The following is a 17,513-nucleotide window of genomic DNA, read 5'->3' as shown; positions in this document are numbered from 1 at the left end:
TGAAAATTTAGCAGGTAAATTTCATGTCGCCAATGCATTGGCCGGGTTTGTGGTTTACCTCGGGTTATTGTGTTGCCTGTCCTGGCCCTTTCCCGGGTAAACCCGCTCCCACAGAGTCATCACCGGTCTCGAGGTCGGCGCTGTAAATGTGGGAGCGGGTTCACCCGCGAAGGGGCCTGACCTGAAAGTGCAAAATCTTCAGGTTGTCGCCTTTTTTCGAGGCTGTCTTGGCTTGCCTGCGGCCGCTTTGCCCTTCCCGCCACCCCGACGCTTCTTCTTCCACGGCGGCGCAGCCCCGGCTGCCGGCCCGCTGATGGTCATGCGCATGCCGCTGCACCGTTCGACCAGCTTGCCCATCCATGCCGACTGCCGGGCGACGAACTCCTCCAGCGTCATCTCGCCACTCTGCACCATGTCCAGCGCCTGCTCCCAGATAGCCGTGGTGCCTGGGTCGGCAATGGCGCGTGGCACGGCGTCGATCAGGCTGAAGGCCGCAGGGGTGGCGGACAGCGCCTTGCCGTTCTTCACCAGGTAGCCGCGGTCAAGCAGGCCCTGGATGATGCTGGCGCGGGTGGCTTCGGTGCCGATACCGGTGGTTTCCTTCAGCTTCTGCTTCAACCGCGGGTCATCCACCAGCTTGGCCACGTTCTTCATTGCCTTGATCAGGTCGCCTTCGGTAAACGGCTTGGGCGGCTGGGTCCACAGGTCTTTCAGTTGCAGGCCCTGCACTGTGCAGTCCTGGCCTTCGCGCAGCGCCGGCAGCACCTGGGCCGGTGGTGCCTCGCGGCCCTTGGACGGGGTCAGCGCCTCGGGCAGCGCACGGCGCCAGCCTGGTTCGACGATCTGCTTGCCTACGGCACGCAGGGCATGGCCGGCGCAGTCGAAGTCGGCCTGGGTACGGTCGTACTCGTGGTTGGGCAGGAACTGCGCCAGGTAGCGGGCGCGGATCAGGGTGTACACCGCCTTGTGCTTGGCCGGCAGGCGCGACGGGTCGCTGGCGGCGGCAGTGGGGATGATGCCGTGGTGGGCGCTGACCTTGACGTCGTTCCACGCCCGTGAACGGCGTTGCGGCTCCAGGTAGGGCTGCAGCGGCGCCAGGCTGGCATCGGCCCGTTGCAGGGCGGCGAGGATGGCTGGCGCTTCGGCGTGCTGGCTTTGCGGCAGGTAGCCGCAGTCGCTGCGCGGGTAGGTGATCAGCTTGTGGGTTTCGTACAGGGCCTGGGCGATGTCGAGGGTTTCCTGGGCGCCGAGGCCGAACTTTTTCGAGCACAGCTCCTGCAGGGTGCCAAGGTCGAAGGGCAGGGGTGCCGCTTCACGCACGCGCTCGGTGGTCACCTTCACGGCCCGGGCAGTACCCGCATTGCCGATGTCGGCGGCAGCCTGCTGCGCCAGGGCCTGGTTCAGGCAGCGGCCCTGGTCGTCGCAGGCGTCCTCGGGGGCGCGCCACTGGGCGTTGAAGCCAAAGCCTGCGTGTTCGAGCTGCACGTCGATGGCCCAGAACGGTACCGGCACGAAGTCGGCGATGTTGCGGTCGCGGTCGACCACCAGGCGCAAGGTGGGCGTTTGCACCCGGCCCACCGGCAGCACGCCCTGATAGCCCGACTGGCGGCCCAGCAGGGTGAACAGCCGGCTCATGTTCATGCCGATCAGCCAGTCTGCGCGCGAACGGCCCAGCGCCGAGTGGTACAGGTTGAAGGTTTCGTGGCCCGGCAGCAGCCGCGCCAGGGCCTTGCGAATGGACGCGTCGTCCAGTGCCGACAGCCACAGGCGCTGCACCGGGCCCCGGTAGCGGCAATGCTCGACCAGTTCGCGGGCGATCATTTCGCCTTCGCGGTCGGCGTCGGTGGCGATCACCAGTTCGCGCGCTTCGCCGAGCAGGCGCTTGACTGCCTTGAACTGGCTGGCGGTCTTGGGCTTGACCAGCATCTTCCACTTTTCCGGGATGATCGGCAGGTCGGCCAGGTTCCAGCGCTTGTAGCGTTCGTCGTAGCTGTCGGGCGGGGCGGTTTCCAGCAGGTGGCCGATGCACCAGGTCACGCAGACGTCGGTGCCTTGCCAGCAGCCATCGCCCTTGCGGTTGGCGCCGAGCACTTTGGCGATGTCTTTTGCCTGGGAGGGTTTTTCGCAGAGGAACAGGCGCATGGCCGGGGACGCTTCATCGGGGGTGATGGGCGATAGGATGCGCAAGCGAAGGCGCGGAGGCAAGTTTTATCTGGATGGATGTACAGGTTTTTGTCAGGGAAGATGTATTTTGCTGTGCCGGCCTCTTCGCGGGCTTGCCCGCTCCCACAGGCACTGCACAGCATTCAATATCTGTGGGGTCCTTGTGGGAGCGGGCAAGCCCGCGAAGAGGCCGGTACAGGGATCAGGCGCGCGAGTCGCGCACCATATCCACGTGCGGGATGCCGGCTTCGAGGAACTCTTCGCTGACTACGCGAAAGCCCAGCCGCTCGTAGAACGGCGTGGCGTGCACCTGGGCGCTGAGCATCTGCTGCTTCAGGTCGCGGTTCTGTGCTTCGACAATCACCGCGTTCATCAGCGCGTCACCCACCTTCAGCCCGCGCCAGTCCTTAAGCACCGAGACCCGGCCAATGGTGCCGTCAGGCAGCAGGCGCGCCGTGCCGATCGGGTAGTCGCCTTCCAGGGCCAGGAAGTGCGCGGCGGTCGGGTCGTCCGAGTCCCACTCCAGCTCCGGGGGCACGTGCTGTTCGGCAATGAACACCGCTTCGCGGATGCGGCGGATGTCGGCGTTGTCCTTGTGCCAGTCGGCGAGGCGCACACGAATCTTATTCATTGGCGAATCCCAGGCTTCCTTGTTTGACCAGCTGCTGTACCAGCATAAGGCCATCTTCATCCTGCAGCCATTCGCCCAGGTTGTCGATGTGCAGGGCGTCGGCCGCGCAAACCAGCTTCAGCAGCTCGCGCAGTTTGCCCGGCAGCGGGCAGCTGCGGCCGCTGGCGAACAGCAGCAGGTCTTCTTCGAACTCCGACCAGGCCAGGCGCGCGCTCGGGTTGCGGATCAAGATGGCGCCTTGTTCCAGGGCATCGATCAGCTCTTCCTCGGACAGCTCTTCACCGACGATCTGCTCGGGGTAGCGTGGCTCGGTCATGAACTGGCCGAACCAGGTCAGCAGCAGGTCCTTGTCGCCCATGTGCTTGTCGAGCAGCGCCTTGAGGCGGTCGAGGGCGTCGTGCTGGATCTGGTGCGGGTCGCTGACCGGCTGGGCATCGGCGTCGCTGTAGCGTTCTTCGTCGGGCAGGAACTGGCCGAGGAAATCGGTGAAGTGGGTCAGTACTTCAGCGGCGCTTGGCGCGCGGAAGCCTACCGAGTAGGTCAGGCAGTCGTCCACGGCCACGCCGTAGTGGGCCAGGCGCGGTGGCAGGTAGAGCATGTCGCCCGGCTCCAGGGTCCACTCATCGCTCTGCTCGAAGTCGGCGAGGATGCGCAGGTCGGCGTGCTCCAGCAGCGAGCTGTCGCTGCTGCACATCTGGCCGATTTTCCAGTTGCGCTGGCCGTGGCCCTGCAGCAGGAACACGTCGTAGTTGTCGAAGTGCGGGCCGACGCTGCCACCGGGGGCAGCGAAGCTGATCATCACGTCATCGATGCGCCAGCTGGGCAGGAAGCGGAAGTTTTCCAGCAGTTCGGCCACTTCCGGGACGAACTGGTCCACGGCCTGCACCAGCAGGGTCCAGTCCTTTTCCGGCAGCTCGGCGAAGGTATCTTCGGTGAACGGGCCGCGGCGCAGCTCCCACGGGTGCGCGCCGTGCTCGAGCACGATACGCGACTCTACTTCCTCTTCCAGGGCCAGGCCGGCCAGCTCGTCGGGGTCGATCGGGCTGATGAAGTCCGGGAAGGCCTGGCGCACCAGCAGCGGCTTCTTCTGCCAGTAGTCGCGCATGAATTCGCGGGCCGAGATGCCGCCCAGCAGCTGCAGTGGAGTATCAGGATTCATGTTCAACCTATTGAAAAAATGTAATTTTCGTTCGGGAATAAAAACGCCCGGCCAGGCCGGGCGTTGAACGCGACGGTCAGCTTAGATGCGTTTGGCCTGTGCTGCCGCGTTGCCGATGTAAGTAGCAGGGGTCAGCTGCTTGAGCTCGGCCTTGGCTTCGGCTGGCATGTCCAGGCCGTCGATGAAGGTCAGCAGCGCTTCCGGGGTGATGCCCTTGCCACGGGTCAGCTCTTTGAGCTTCTCGTAGGGGTTTTCGATGTTGAAGCGGCGCATCACGGTCTGGATCGGCTCGGCCAGCACTTCCCAGCAGGCGTCCAGGTCGGCGGCGATGCGGGCTTCGTTGACTTCCAGCTTGCCGATGCCTTTCAGGCTGGCTTCGTAGGCGATGACGCTGTGGGCAAAGCCCACGCCCAGGTTGCGCAGCACGGTGGAGTCGGTCAGGTCACGCTGCCAGCGCGAGATCGGCAGCTTGCTGGCCAGGTGCTGGAACAGCGCGTTGGCGATACCCAAGTTGCCTTCGGAGTTTTCGAAGTCGATCGGGTTGACCTTGTGCGGCATGGTCGACGAGCCGATTTCACCGGCAACGGTCTTCTGCTTGAAGTAGCCCAGCGAAATGTAGCCCCACACATCGCGGTCGAAGTCGATCAGGATGGTGTTGAAGCGGGCGATGGCGTCGAACAGCTCGGCGATGTAGTCGTGCGGCTCGATCTGGGTGGTGTACGGGTTGAACTGCAGGCCCAGCTCGTCTTCGATGAAGGCGCGGGCGTTCTGCTCCCAGTCGATCTGCGAGTAGGCCGACAGGTGGGCGTTGTAGTTGCCCACGGCACCGTTGATCTTGCCCAGCAGCGGTACGGCGGCAACCTGGGCGATCTGGCGCTCCAGGCGGTACACGACGTTGGCCAGTTCCTTGCCCAGGGTGGTCGGCGAAGCCGGCTGGCCGTGGGTGCGCGACAGCATCGGCACGTCGGCGTGGGCGTGGGCCAGGGCGCGGATGGCATCGGCGATCTGGCGCATCAGCGGCAGCAGCACTTCGTCACGGCCGGCGCGCAGCATCAGGGCGTGGGACAGGTTGTTGATGTCCTCGCTGGTGCAGGCGAAGTGGATGAACTCGCTGACCTTGGCCAGCTCAGGCAGCTTGGCGGCCTGCTCCTTGAGGAGGTATTCGATCGCCTTGACGTCGTGGTTGGTGGTGCGCTCGATTTCCTTGACGCGTTCGGCGTGCTCGAGCTTGAAGTCGGTGGCCAGGCTGTCCAGCAGGGCGTTGGCTTCGGCGGAGAACGCCGGTACTTCGCCGATCTGCGGGTGGGCGGCCAGGCGCTGCAGCCAGCGCACTTCGACCAGGGCGCGGAAACGGATCAGGCCGAATTCGCTGAAAATGGGGCGCAAGGCCTGGGTTTTGCCGGCATAACGGCCGTCTACAGGGGAAACCGCAGTGAGCGAAGAAAGCTGCATGGGGTGTTCTCGGACAGTCAGGCTTTTGGAAGGGCGCATATCATACATGAAAAATGCGCTCAGGTCGGGTGGCTGACCAAAGGTCGGCCCATGAAAAGCATGTCGCGGTCTCTGTGTAGGAGCAGCCTTGTGCTGCGAATGGGCTGCGCAGCAGCCCCGACAAAGTGTGCCGGGGCCGAAATCCTGGGGCTGCTGCGCAGCCCATTCGCAGCACAAGGCTGCTCCTACACAGGGTTCAGCGTGCGCCTGTCAGGAAGGCGAACGCATCATGTCGTACAGTTCGTTCAACAGCTTGCGCCGGCTGAATACCAGCTGCCAGCGGTGCCCGCCCAGCTGGCGCCACAGGCGTGCGGCGCGGATGCCGGCCAGCAGCAGGGCGCGAATCTTCGAGGCGTTGCTGGCCTGCTGCAGGAAGCGCATGTCGCCATGTACCTGGATGCGCTGGCGCAAGGTGCTCAGGGTGTCCTGGTACAAGGCTCCACTGGAAGCGATGACGTTTTCATGAACCAGGCCGAAATGCTCGGCCTGGGACTGGATTTGCGGCAGGCGGTTGCCGATGGTGTCGAGCAGGTCGCCGCGCTTGTTCAGCTGGCGCTCCAGGCCCAGCATCGACAGGGCGTAGCGCAGTGGCTCGCGCTGCAGGCTGCTGGGGTCGCGCTCCAGCGCGCCGACCAGCGCGCGATAGCCGTCGCGCAGGTTCAGGTCGTCACCGCCGAACACCTCCAGGGTGTCCTTGGGGTCGCGGACCAGCAGGCTGCCCAGCATGCAGCCGATGTTGGCCTCGCTGGCCTGGCCGGTGCGGGCAATGCGGTCGACCAGTACGGCGGCCTGGAACACACCGCCCAACGCAATCAGCTGCTCCTGCAGGTTGCTCATGCGCGCGGGCTCCACGGCTCGGCGGCTTCGATCACGCCGCCGCCCAGGCACACTTCGCCGTCGTAGAACACCACCGACTGGCCCGGGGTAACGGCACGTTGCGGTTCGTCGAACACCGCACGGTAACCGCTTTCGGTCAGTTCCAGGGTGCACTGCTGGTCGCTCTGGCGGTAGCGCACCTTGGCGGTGAGCTGGCGCGGGCTGCTGAGGTCGACCGGGTTGACCCAGAAAATTTCCGAAGCGAGCAGGGCGCGGGAGAACAACCACGGGTGTTCATTCCCCTGGCCGACCACCAGCACGTTGCGGGTCAGGTCCTTGTGCAGCACGTACCACGGCTCGTCACCGGCGTCCTTCAGGCCGCCAATGCCCAGGCCCTGGCGCTGGCCGATGGTGTGGTACATCAGGCCGTGGTGGCGGCCGATCACTTCACCGTCGGTGGTCTCGATGTTGCCCGGCTGGGCCGGCAGGTATTGCTTGAGGAAGTCGCTGAAGCGGCGCTCGCCGATGAAGCAGATGCCGGTGGAGTCCTTCTTCTTGGCGGTGGCCAGGCCGTGCTTTTCGGCAATGGCGCGTACTTCGGGCTTTTCCAGCTCGCCAACCGGGAACAGGGTGCGGGCGATTTCCTTGCCGCCGACCGCGTGCAGGAAGTAGCTCTGGTCCTTGTTCGGGTCCAGGCCCTTGAGCAGTTCGGTGAGCTCGCCGGTGTCGCGGCGGCGCACGTAGTGGCCGGTGGCGATCAGGTCGGCACCCAGCGACAGGGCGTAGTCAAGGAACGCCTTGAACTTGATTTCGCGGTTGCAGAGGATGTCCGGGTTGGGCGTGCGGCCGGCCTTGTACTCTTCGAGGAAGTGCTCGAACACGTTGTCCCAGTATTCGGCGGCGAAGTTGGCGGTGTGCAACTTGATACCGATGCGGTCGCACACGGCCTGGGCGTCGGCCAGGTCTTCACGGGCGGTGCAGTATTCGGTGCCGTCGTCTTCTTCCCAGTTCTTCATGAACAGCCCTTCCACCTGGTAGCCCTGCTCCATGAGCAGAAGGGCGGAGACGGAAGAGTCCACGCCGCCGGACATGCCGACGATAACGCGGGTCTTGGCGGGGTCTTTGAGTGCTGGGCTGGTCATGGTTACCGGTGTGTATCAAGGGGGAAAAACGCCGATTCTATCAAACCTGCGGCGGCGCGTCAGTCGCGCAGCAGGTCGAGGCTGTGCAAGGGGCCTTTCAGGTAGTCGTCGAGGCAGCGTGGCACCAGCTCGCTGCGCCAGCGGGCGGGGTCGGCCAGCAGTTCGTCGCGGGTCAGCCACACGGCGCGGACGATGTCGCTGTCCAGTGCCAGGTCGGCGTGATGGCGCACGGGGCGGGCGGCGAAGCAGATGCGCTGGTAGGTCACGCCGTTGCTTGGGGCGGTGTACAGGTAGATGCCGACCACGCCGGTGAGCTCGACTTCCCAGGCGGTTTCTTCGAGGGTTTCGCGCAGGGCGGCCTGGGGCAGGGTCTCGTTGGGTTCGAGGTGGCCGGCGGGCTGGTTGAAGACGTGCTGGTTGGCTTTGAATTCTTCGACGAAGAGGAACTTGCCTTCGTGTTCGACGATGGTGGCGACGGTGATGTGGGGTTGCCAGGTCATAGGTGGTGTCCTTCCAGATTTTGGGACCGCTGCGCGGTCCTTTCGCGACACAAGGCCGCTCCTACAACGGAGCGCGGTCTCCTGTAGGAGCGGCCTTGTGTCGCGAAAGGGCTGCAAAGCAGCCCCGGGGACCAGAAAGCACAAACCCCGGTGCGTGGCCGGGGTTTGTGCTGTTACTTCAAGCGGACCTTACAGGGCGGCAATGGCGCTGTTCAGGGTCTGGCTTGGGCGCATCACCTTGGCGGTCAGCTCGGCATCCGGGGCGTAGTAGCCACCGATGTCGGCCGGCTTGCCCTGGACGGAGTTGAGCTCGGCGACGATGGTCTCCTCGTTCTCGGTCAGGGTCTTGGCCAGTGGTGCGAAGCGTGCCTGCAGGGCAGCGTCGTCGTTCTGCGCAGCCAGGGCCTGGGCCCAGTACAGGGTCAGGTAGAAGTGGCTGCCGCGGTTGTCGATACCACCGACTTTGCGCGAAGGCGACTTGTTGGTGTCGAGGAACTTGCCGGTGGCCTGGTCCAGGGTGTTGGCCAGCACTTTGGCGCGCGGGTTGTCGTAGGTGTTGCCCAGGTGCTCCAGGGAAGCGGCCAGGGCCAGGAATTCACCCAGCGAGTCCCAACGCAGGAAGTTCTCTTCCACCAGCTGCTGCACGTGCTTCGGTGCCGAACCGCCGGCGCCGGTTTCGAACAGGCCGCCACCGCTCATCAGCGGCACGATCGACAGCATCTTGGCGCTGGTGCCCAGTTCCATGATCGGGAACAGGTCGGTCAGGTAGTCGCGCAGCACGTTGCCGGTCACCGAGATGGTGTCCTTGCCTTCGCGGATGCGGGCCAGGGAGAACTTGATGGCGTCGACCGGTGCCAGGATGCGGATGTCCAGGCCGGAGGTGTCGTGATCCTTCAGGTACTTCTGCACCTTCTCGATCATCACGCCGTCGTGGGCGCGGGCCGGGTCCAGCCAGAACACTGCAGGGGTGTTGCTCAGGCGGGCACGGTTGACGGCCAGCTTGACCCAGTCCTGGATCGGCGCGTCCTTGACCTGGCACATGCGGAAGATGTCGCCGGCTTCGACGTTCTGCTCGAGAACGACCTGGCCTTTGCTGTCGACCACGCGCACGACGCCGTCGGCCTTGATCTGGAAGGTCTTGTCGTGGGAGCCGTATTCTTCGGCCTTCTGTGCCATCAGGCCGACGTTCGGTACGCTGCCCATGGTGGTCGGGTCGAAGGCGCCGTTGGCCTTGCAATCTTCGATGGTGGCCTGGTAGATGCCGGCGTAGCAGCGGTCCGGGATGATCGCCTTGGCATCCTGCAGTTCGCCGGCGGCGTTCCACATCTTGCCCGAGTCACGGATCATGGCCGGCATCGAGGCGTCGACGATGACGTCGCTCGGCACGTGCAGGTTGGTGATGCCTTTGTCGGAGTTGACCATGGCCAGGGCCGGACGCTGGGCGTACAGGGCCTGGATGTCGGCTTCGATCTCGGCCTGCTTCTCGGCTGGCAGGTCCTTGATGCGGGCGTACAGGTCGCCGATGCCGTTGTTGGCGTTGAAGCCTACTTCAGCCAGGGCGGCGGCGTGCTTGGCCAGCACGTCGTTGTAGAACTCTTCGACGATGACGCCGAACATGATCGGGTCGGAGACCTTCATCATGGTGGCTTTCAGGTGTACCGACAGCAGCACGCCGGAAGCCTTGGCATCGGCGATCTGCTCGGCGATGAAGGCTTTCAGGGCCTTGCGGCTCATGGTGGCGCAGTCGATGACTTCGGCAGCTTTTACCGCAGTCTTTTCTTTCAGTACGGTGGTGTTGCCGTCTTTGCCGACCAGCTCGATGCGCAGGCTGTCGTCAGCCTCGATCAGTGCGGCTTTCTCGCTGCCGTAGAAGTCGCCCTGGGTCATGTGGGCAACGTGCGACTTGGAGTCGGCAGCCCAGGCGCCCATCTTGTGCGGGTGCTTGCGGGCGTAGTTCTTGACCGACAGCGGCGCGCGGCGGTCGGAGTTGCCTTCGCGCAGGACCGGGTTCACGGCGGAACCTTTGATGCGGTCGTAGCGGGCGCGGGATTCTTTCTCTTCCGCGGTGGCCGGCTCGTCGGCGTAGTCAGGGATGTTGAAGCCCTTGCCTTGCAGTTCCTTGATCGCGGCTTTCAGCTGCGGTACCGAGGCGCTGATGTTCGGCAGCTTGATGATGTTGGCTTCAGGGGTGGTAGCCAGCTGGCCCAGTTCCGCCAGGTGATCGCCTACTTGCTTCTCTGCGCCCAGTTGCTCCGGGAAGGCGGCGAGGATGCGGCCAGCCAGGGAGATGTCGCGGGTTTCGACGGCGATGTCAGCCGAAGCGGTGAAGGCTTCGATGATCGGCAGCAGCGAGTAAGTGGCGAGGGCGGGGGCTTCGTCGGTGAAGGTATAGATGATCTTGGAACGGGTGGGCATGCGGGTTAACTCTCTGTGTGCTGAGCGTGCTCGAGTCTCGTGGTGCGCAGGGTAGGCGCATCGCCCTGGCAACGCCATGAGCGGAAAGTCGAGAGGCTGCGAGCGGTGATGGTGGATGCATCAGTCGAGCGTCAAGTGCTGGGCTGCGGTAACAGTCCAGGCTTCGTGGCCAGGCTTTGTGTCCATTCATGGCCAAGGGCGGTCCGCATTTTTCCAAGGGATCGCCCCGATGACCCTTCGGTCGCGGCGGAGTATACCAAACCATTCGGGCTAATCAGCAAGGCCAAGTGATATCGGCCCATTTATAAGACCAAAGACTAAGCGGCAATGTGGCGGGTTGTCGCATGCCTTGCAGGTCGGCAGATGTGGTTTAGGCTCAGTGGATCGCATGATGTCCAATCACACCCGACAGCGGAGTAGTGCAAGCATGGGATACCAGAAAATCAAGGTTCCGACCGACGGCGCGAAGATCACCGTCAATGCAGACCATTCGCTCAACGTTCCTGACAACCCGATCATTCCTTACATCGAGGGCGACGGGATTGGCGTCGATGTCTCGCCGGTAATGATCAAAGTGGTCGACGCCGCCGTGCAGAAGGCCTACGGCGGCAAACGCAAGATCGCCTGGATGGAGGTATACGCCGGCGAAAAAGCCACCCAGGTGTACGACCAGGACACCTGGCTGCCCCAGGAAACCCTCGATGCCGTGCGTGATTACGTGGTGTCGATCAAGGGGCCGCTGACCACCCCGGTGGGCGGCGGTATCCGTTCGCTCAACGTGGCCCTGCGCCAGCAGCTGGACCTGTACGTGTGCCTGCGCCCGGTGCTGTGGTTCCAGGGCGTGCCCAGCCCGGTGAAGAAGCCAGGCGATGTGGACATGGTGATCTTCCGCGAGAACTCCGAAGACATCTATGCCGGCATCGAGTGGAAGGCCGGTTCGCCCGAGGCGAACAAGGTGATCAAGTTCCTCAAGGAGGAAATGGGCGTTACCAAGATCCGCTTCGACCAGGACTGTGGCATTGGCGTCAAGCCGGTGTCGAAGGAAGGCACCAAGCGCCTGGTGCGCAAGGCGCTGCAGTACGTGGTGGACAACGACCGCGAGTCGCTGACCCTGGTGCACAAGGGCAACATCATGAAGTTCACCGAGGGTGCCTTCAAGGACTGGGGCTATGAAGTGGCGCGCGACGAATTCGGGGCCGAGCTGCTCGATGGTGGCCCATGGATGAAGTTCAAGAACCCCAAGAGCGGCCGCGAGGTCATCGTCAAGGATGCCATCGCCGACGCCATGCTGCAGCAGATCCTGCTGCGCCCGGCCGAGTACGACGTGATCGCCACCCTCAACCTCAACGGTGACTACCTGTCCGATGCCCTGGCGGCGGAAGTGGGCGGTATCGGCATTGCGCCGGGTGCCAACCTGTCCGACACCGTGGCCATGTTCGAGGCCACCCACGGCACCGCGCCCAAGTATGCCGGGCAGGACAAGGTCAACCCGGGTTCGGTGATCCTCTCGGCGGAGATGATGCTGCGGCACATGGGCTGGACCGAGGCAGCGGACCTGATCATCAAGGGTACCAATGGCGCGATTGCTGCCAAGACCGTGACCTATGACTTCGAACGCCTGATGGACGGCGCCAGGCTGGTGAGCAGTTCAGGTTTTGGCGATGAAATGATCAAGCATATGTAAGGCAACGGAAAACCGGCCGCTTCCAGGCGGCCGGTTTTTTCGTGTACCGGCAGGCGGCGCGGCAGTTCAGGCGTCGGCAGTGCTGCTGGTGTGCGGAGCCCTGGCGGCCGCAGCGGCAGTGGCGCTGCTGATATTCACCGCGTGCAGGCCTTTGGGGCCCTGGACGATGTCGAAGCTCACGGCCTGGCCGGCCTTGAGCGTCTTGTACCCGTCCATCTGGATGGCTGAATAATGAGCGAACAAGTCGTCAGTCTTGCCCTCTTCATTGATGAATCCGTAGCCCTTGGCATTGTTGAACCACTTGACTTTACCGCTTGCCATCCCTATGTCCCTCTGCAAAGGACTCCATCACTGGAGTATCATCCACTTCATCCGCATACGAACCATGCGAAAAATCTGGTTGACTGCGCGGATCTTTATCGACCACGGTGGGTTCTTATTGGTTGTAACACCGTTTTGCCGATAGTCAAGGTCGCCCGGCGCCTGCGCTGGCCGTGCCCTTCGCAGTCAACCCACAACCTTAACCTGTCGCTCATGATGAAATTCTTTCCATGCATGCACCTAGTGAGATTCGACTAACATTCAATCAGGATCGCCCGCAATCGAATGAGGACGACGGCTCGGGTCTTGCAGTTCAGGAAGCCAAGCCGATCCTGCAGGCGCCACCGATGTACAAGGTGGTTTTGTTCAACGATGACTACACGCCGATGGATTTCGTCGTCGAAGTGCTCGAGACGTTCTTCAATCTGAACCGCGAGCTGGCGACCAAGATCATGCTGACCGTCCATACCGAAGGGCGGGCAGTGTGCGGATTGTTTACCCGTGACATCGCCGAAACAAAGGCTATGCAGGTCAACCAATACGCCAGGGAAAGCCAGCATCCGCTACTCTGTGAAATCGAGAAGGACGGTTAATCGCCGACCACTTGGGTATGAGGTGAAGCTATGTTAAACCGCGAGCTCGAAGTCACCCTCAATCTTGCCTTCAAGGAGGCTCGTTCGAAGCGTCATGAGTTCATGACCGTCGAACATTTGCTGCTGGCACTCCTTGACAATGAGGCTGCCGCGACCGTTCTGCGCGCCTGTGGCGCCAATCTCGACAAACTCAAGCACGACCTGCAAGAGTTCATCGATTCCACTACACCCCTGATCCCGGTCAACGATGAAGATCGCGAAACCCAGCCGACCCTGGGCTTCCAGCGTGTACTGCAGCGTGCCGTGTTCCACGTGCAAAGCTCCGGCAAGCGTGAAGTCACTGGCGCCAACGTGCTGGTGGCGATCTTCAGCGAACAGGAAAGCCAGGCCGTGTTCCTGCTCAAGCAGCAGAGCGTGGCCCGCATCGACGTGGTCAACTACATCGCCCATGGCATCTCCAAGGTGCCGGGCCATGGTCCGCATTCCGAAAACGACCAGGAAATGCAGGATGAAGAGGGCGGCGATACCGCCTCTTCGAGCAACCCGCTGGATGCCTATGCCAGCAACCTGAACGAACTGGCCCGTGCCGGCCGTATCGACCCGCTGGTAGGCCGCGAGCAGGAAGTTGAGCGCGTGGCGCAAATCCTTGCCCGTCGGCGCAAGAACAACCCGCTGCTGGTGGGTGAGGCAGGCGTGGGCAAGACCGCCATCGCTGAAGGCCTGGCCAAGCGCATCGTCGATGGCCAGGTGCCCGACCTGCTGGCGCAGAGCGTGGTGTATTCCCTCGACCTCGGCGCACTGCTGGCGGGTACCAAATACCGTGGCGATTTCGAGAAGCGCTTCAAGGCGCTGCTCGGCGAGCTGCGCAAGCGCCCGCAGGCGATCCTGTTCATCGACGAAATCCACACCATCATTGGTGCCGGTGCGGCGTCGGGCGGGGTGATGGATGCGTCCAACCTGCTCAAACCACTGCTGTCGTCCGGTGAGATCCGTTGCATCGGTTCGACCACCTTCCAGGAATTCCGCGGCATCTTCGAGAAGGACCGTGCCCTGGCGCGGCGCTTCCAGAAGGTCGATGTCAGCGAGCCGTCGGTCGAAGACACCGTGGGCATCCTGCGTGGCCTGAAAGGCCGCTTCGAAAGCCACCACAACATCGAGTACAGCGACGAAGCCTTGCGCGCCGCCGCTGAACTGGCCTCGCGCTATATCAATGACCGGCACATGCCGGACAAGGCCATCGACGTGATCGACGAAGCCGGTGCCTACCAGCGCCTGCAGCCGGAGGCCAACCGCGTCAAGCGCATCGACGTGCCGCAGGTCGAAGACATCGTCGCCAAGATCGCGCGGATTCCGCCGAAGCACGTCACCAGTTCCGACAAGGAACTGCTGCGCAACCTCGAGCGTGACCTGAAGTTGACCGTATTTGGTCAGGACCAGGCGATCGATTCGCTGGCCACCGCCATCAAGCTGTCCCGCGCCGGCCTCAAGTCGCCGGACAAGCCTGTCGGTTCGTTCCTGTTCGCCGGCCCGACCGGCGTCGGCAAGACCGAAGCGGCACGGCAGCTGGCCAAGGCGCTGGGCGTGGAGCTGGTGCGCTTCGACATGTCCGAGTACATGGAGCGCCACACCGTGTCGCGCCTGATCGGTGCGCCTCCTGGCTATGTTGGCTTCGACCAGGGTGGTTTGCTGACCGAGGCGATCACCAAGCAACCGCACTGCGTATTGCTGCTCGACGAAATCGAGAAGGCTCACCCGGAAGTCTTCAACCTGCTGCTGCAGGTGATGGACCACGGCACCCTGACCGACAACAACGGGCGCAAGGCCGACTTCCGCAACGTGATCCTGATCATGACCACCAACGCTGGCGCAGAAACCGCCGCGCGGGCCTCGATCGGCTTTACTCATCAGGACCATGCGTCCGATGCCATGGAAGTCATCCGCAAGAGCTTCACGCCGGAGTTCCGCAACCGCCTGGACACCATCATCCAGTTTGGTCGCCTGAGCCACGAGACGATCAAGAGCATCGTCGACAAGTTCCTTATCGAACTGCAGGCGCAGCTGGAAGACAAGCGTGTACTGCTGGAAGTCAGCGATGATGCACGCGGCTGGCTGGCGGCCTCGGGCTACGATGTGCAGATGGGTGCGCGGCCGATGGCGAGGCTGATCCAGGACAAGATCAAGCGGCCGCTGGCCGAGGAGATCCTGTTTGGCGAACTGGCCGAGCATGGTGGCGTGGTGCACGTCGACCTGCGCGATGGCGAACTGGTGTTCGACTTCGAGACCACGGCTGAGGTTGCGTGATAGCGGGGGCCGCGTTGCGGCCCATTCGCAGCACAAGGCTGCTCCTACAGGGAATGCGCGTTGCCCTTGTAGGAGCAGCCTTGTGCTGCGAATGGACTGCAAAGCAGCCCCTACAATCCTGAAGGCACAAAAAAGCCCGGCACATGGCCGGGCTTTTTCATGGCTTGAGCTTAGCGCGCACGGTAGGTGATGCGGCCCTTGCTCAGGTCGTAGGGCGTCAGTTCGACGCGGACCTTGTCGCCAGTGAGAATACGGATGTAGTTCTTGCGCATCTTTCCGGAGATGTGCGCGGTTACGACGTGCCCGTTTTCCAACTCCACGCGGAACATGGTGTTGGGCAGGGTGTCGACGACAGTACCTTCCATTTCGAAGCTGTCTTCTTTCGACATGCAGTAGAGCCCTCGGATCCAGTGTTGGCCCGACGCATAACCGCACCGGGCAAAAAAGTGGCGTGGATTATGCCCGAAAACTGTGTGTCAAGCCAATGCCTTTCAGTTGAGGGTGACCCAGCGCTGATTTATCAACAGTTCGATAGGCCGATACTGCGTCTTGTAGTTCATTTTCTTGCAGTTCTTGATCCAGTAACCCAGGTAAACCGCCTCCAGGTCCTGGCGCAGGGCTTCGGTGATCTGCCAGAGGATGGCGAAGCGGCCCAGGCTGCGGCGTTCTTCGTCCGGCTCGTAGAAGGTGTACACCGCTGACAGGCCGTTGGGCAGCAGGTCGCACACCGCTACCGCCATCAAGCGGCCTTCCAGACGGAACTCGTAGAACCAGCAGAACGGCAGGTCGCGCACCAGGAAGGTGGAGAACTGGTCGCGGCTGGGCGGGTACATGTCACCGTCGGCGTGGCGCGTTTCGATATAGCGCCGGTACAGCTCGAAGTACTCTTCCTTGAATGCCGGGCGCGCGGCGGTCACGGTCAGGTCGGCGTTGCGCTTGAGGATGCGCCGTTGCTGGCGGTTGGGGATGAAGCGCGCCGCCGGGATGCGTGCCGGCACGCAGGCATTGCAGTTCTGGCAATGCGGGCGGTACAGGTGGTCGCCACTGCGGCGGAAGCCCATTTCCGACAAATCGGCGTACACGTGCACATCCATCGGCTGGCTGGGGTCGAGGAACAGCGTGGTTGCCTGTTCGTCGGGCAGGTAGCTGCAGGAGTGGGGCTGAGTGGCATAGAACTTCAACCGCGCCAACTCTGTCATGATCAACCCCCTCGGTGAGACTTTGCTTTAAGTGTAAGCCAGCTATGAGAACTCGCCTAGGGAAGCCATGTGGCGCTGTTGGGCTGGTCGAGGTGGCGTGCCAGGTAGCCGGCGAACTCGGCGCGGCTGATGGCGTGGGCGCCCAGGCTGTGCAGGTGGGTGGTCGGCATCTGGCAGTCGATGAGGACGAAGCCGGCCTGACGCAGGTGGTTGACCAGGGTCACGAAGCCGACCTTGGAGGCGTTGTCGGCGCGGCTGAACATCGATTCGCCGAAGAACAGCTGGCCCATGGCCAGGCCATACAGGCCGCCGACCAGCTCGCCATCCTGGCGCACCTCCACCGAATGGGCGATACCGCGCCGGTGCAGCTCGCAGTAGGCGGCGCGCATGGTGTCGGTGATCCAGGTACCGTCGGCGTAGTCGCGTGGCGCGGCGCAGGCGGCGATCACCGCCGGGAAGTTGGTGTCGAAGCTGACTTGGTAACGACCCTGGCGCATCAGCTTGGCCAGCGAGCGCGATACGTGCAGCTGGTGCGGGAGCAGCACTGTGCGCGGGTCGGGTGACCACCAGAGGATCGGCTGGCCGTCCTGGTACCACGGGAAGCAGCCATGGCGATAGGCCTGCACCAGGCGCTCGGGGCTCAGGTCGCCGCCGGCAGCGAGCAGGCCGTTGGGGTCGTGCAGGGCCTTTTCCAGGGGCGGGAAGGTCAGCGAGTCGCGGGTCAGCCAGGTGAGCATGGTCTATCGTGCGGTGGGGGAGGGGAGAGGGCAGCATGGCGCGGGTGAAAAGCAGGGTCAATCTCTTTGGCTTCTTCGCGGGCGCGCCCGTTCCCACAGGCCATGTGCAGGCCCTGAAGCCTGCGGGGGTAACTGTGGGAGCGGGCAAGCCCGCGAAGAGGCCGGCACAGGCGATGAAAATAGGCAATTTCCTACACATTCATGAGACAGCAGGCACCATCCGCTACATTTGCTGTCACACCTGTGCAAAAACACAGCATAAGCCTTTGTCACAAAAGAAAATGCATGCTCAAATTGCAGCTATATGAAAGTCGCCCCCGGCCATACCCCCATCTGGCGTGCCGCCATGGCGGCTGGCGGG

At 63.1% G+C, this 17,513-nt stretch carries 16 protein-coding genes; 4 read left to right on the top strand and 12 right to left on the bottom strand.

The features are described from left to right. Positions 1-198: 198 nt before the first annotated feature. The 8 genes from C163_RS16495 to C163_RS16460 all read right to left on the bottom strand — a co-directional run bounded on the left by C163_RS16495 (position 199) and on the right by C163_RS16460 (position 10,317). Positions 199-2,142 carry a DNA topoisomerase III gene (locus C163_RS16495; RefSeq protein WP_025339781.1) on the bottom strand — a complete coding sequence of 648 codons (1,944 nt, stop codon included), beginning with the start codon at positions 2,140-2,142 and terminating at the stop codon, positions 199-201. A gap of 223 nt (positions 2,143-2,365) precedes the next feature. After that, on the bottom strand, positions 2,366-2,794 hold the full coding sequence (locus C163_RS16490) for a GNAT family N-acetyltransferase (protein ID WP_003258855.1): 429 nt from the start codon (positions 2,792-2,794) through the stop codon (positions 2,366-2,368). Continuing rightward, positions 2,787-3,953: a cupin domain-containing protein gene (locus tag C163_RS16485; protein ID WP_013973298.1), complete on the bottom strand. Its 1,167-nt coding sequence runs from the start codon at positions 3,951-3,953 to the stop codon at positions 2,787-2,789. The genes C163_RS16490 and C163_RS16485 overlap by 8 nt, the downstream gene beginning before the upstream one ends. 81 nt (positions 3,954-4,034) lie before the next feature. Beyond that, the gene (gene purB, locus C163_RS16480) at positions 4,035-5,405 is read right to left on the bottom strand and encodes an adenylosuccinate lyase (protein WP_013973297.1); all 1,371 of its coding nucleotides are present in this window, start codon (positions 5,403-5,405) and stop codon (positions 4,035-4,037) included. Between the two features lie 249 nt (positions 5,406-5,654). Then, positions 5,655-6,281 (bottom strand): high frequency lysogenization protein HflD, encoded by a 627-nt coding sequence (gene hflD, locus C163_RS16475; RefSeq protein ID WP_015270973.1) that lies wholly within the window; start codon positions 6,279-6,281, stop codon positions 5,655-5,657. Continuing rightward, positions 6,278-7,402 carry a tRNA 2-thiouridine(34) synthase MnmA gene (gene mnmA / locus C163_RS16470; RefSeq protein WP_025339779.1) on the bottom strand — a complete coding sequence of 375 codons (1,125 nt, stop codon included), beginning with the start codon at positions 7,400-7,402 and terminating at the stop codon, positions 6,278-6,280. The genes hflD and mnmA overlap by 4 nt, the downstream gene beginning before the upstream one ends. A gap of 59 nt (positions 7,403-7,461) precedes the next feature. After that, entirely contained in the window at positions 7,462-7,902 is a 441-nt protein-coding gene (locus C163_RS16465; RefSeq protein WP_025339778.1) for an NUDIX hydrolase, read from the bottom strand. Positions 7,903-8,091: 189 nt separating this feature from the next. Continuing rightward, entirely contained in the window at positions 8,092-10,317 is a 2,226-nt protein-coding gene (locus tag C163_RS16460; RefSeq protein WP_025339777.1) for an NADP-dependent isocitrate dehydrogenase, read from the bottom strand. 427 nt (positions 10,318-10,744) lie between these two features. Between C163_RS16460 and icd the strand changes: the two genes are divergently transcribed. Beyond that, positions 10,745-12,001, top strand: coding sequence for an NADP-dependent isocitrate dehydrogenase (gene icd, locus C163_RS16455; RefSeq protein WP_025339776.1), 1,257 nt, complete (start codon positions 10,745-10,747; stop codon positions 11,999-12,001). A 66-nt stretch (positions 12,002-12,067) separates the two neighbouring features. On the opposite strand, the gene cspD is transcribed toward icd, so the two are convergent. Next, entirely contained in the window at positions 12,068-12,322 is a 255-nt protein-coding gene (cspD, locus tag C163_RS16450) for a cold shock domain-containing protein CspD (RefSeq protein ID WP_025339775.1), read from the bottom strand. A gap of 230 nt (positions 12,323-12,552) precedes the next feature. Here cspD and clpS point away from each other — a divergent pair, with 230 nt between their 5' ends. Both clpS and clpA read left to right on the top strand, forming a co-directional pair. Then, on the top strand, positions 12,553-12,915 hold the full coding sequence (clpS, locus tag C163_RS16445; protein WP_013973290.1) for an ATP-dependent Clp protease adapter ClpS: 363 nt from the start codon (positions 12,553-12,555) through the stop codon (positions 12,913-12,915). Positions 12,916-12,945: 30 nt separating this feature from the next. Next, positions 12,946-15,216, top strand: coding sequence for an ATP-dependent Clp protease ATP-binding subunit ClpA (gene clpA / locus C163_RS16440; RefSeq protein ID WP_025339774.1), 2,271 nt, complete (start codon positions 12,946-12,948; stop codon positions 15,214-15,216). A 170-nt stretch (positions 15,217-15,386) separates the two neighbouring features. Here clpA and infA read toward each other — a convergent pair whose 3' ends face one another. The 3 genes from infA to aat form a co-directional block, all read right to left on the bottom strand. Then, positions 15,387-15,605 carry a translation initiation factor IF-1 gene (gene infA, locus C163_RS16435; protein WP_002553999.1) on the bottom strand — a complete coding sequence of 73 codons (219 nt, stop codon included), beginning with the start codon at positions 15,603-15,605 and terminating at the stop codon, positions 15,387-15,389. A 102-nt stretch (positions 15,606-15,707) separates the two neighbouring features. Beyond that, positions 15,708-16,415: an arginyltransferase gene (locus tag C163_RS16430; protein WP_013973288.1), complete on the bottom strand. Its 708-nt coding sequence runs from the start codon at positions 16,413-16,415 to the stop codon at positions 15,708-15,710. Between the two features lie 56 nt (positions 16,416-16,471). Continuing rightward, entirely contained in the window at positions 16,472-17,152 is a 681-nt protein-coding gene (aat, locus tag C163_RS16425) for a leucyl/phenylalanyl-tRNA--protein transferase (RefSeq protein WP_025339773.1), read from the bottom strand. Between the two features lie 35 nt (positions 17,153-17,187). Between aat and C163_RS27205 the strand changes: the two genes are divergently transcribed. Continuing rightward, complete coding sequence (locus C163_RS27205) at positions 17,188-17,460, top strand: hypothetical protein (protein WP_155951633.1); 273 nt, start codon at positions 17,188-17,190, stop codon at positions 17,458-17,460. The last annotated feature ends 53 nt before the right edge of the window (positions 17,461-17,513 follow it).

This window comes from Pseudomonas sp. FGI182 (assembly GCF_000511325.1).
Classification (GTDB): Bacteria; Pseudomonadota; Gammaproteobacteria; order Pseudomonadales; family Pseudomonadaceae; genus Aquipseudomonas; species Aquipseudomonas putida_Z.
The sequence above is the reverse complement of the archived record's forward strand: the minus strand, read 5'-3'. Positions and strand labels throughout refer to the sequence as shown.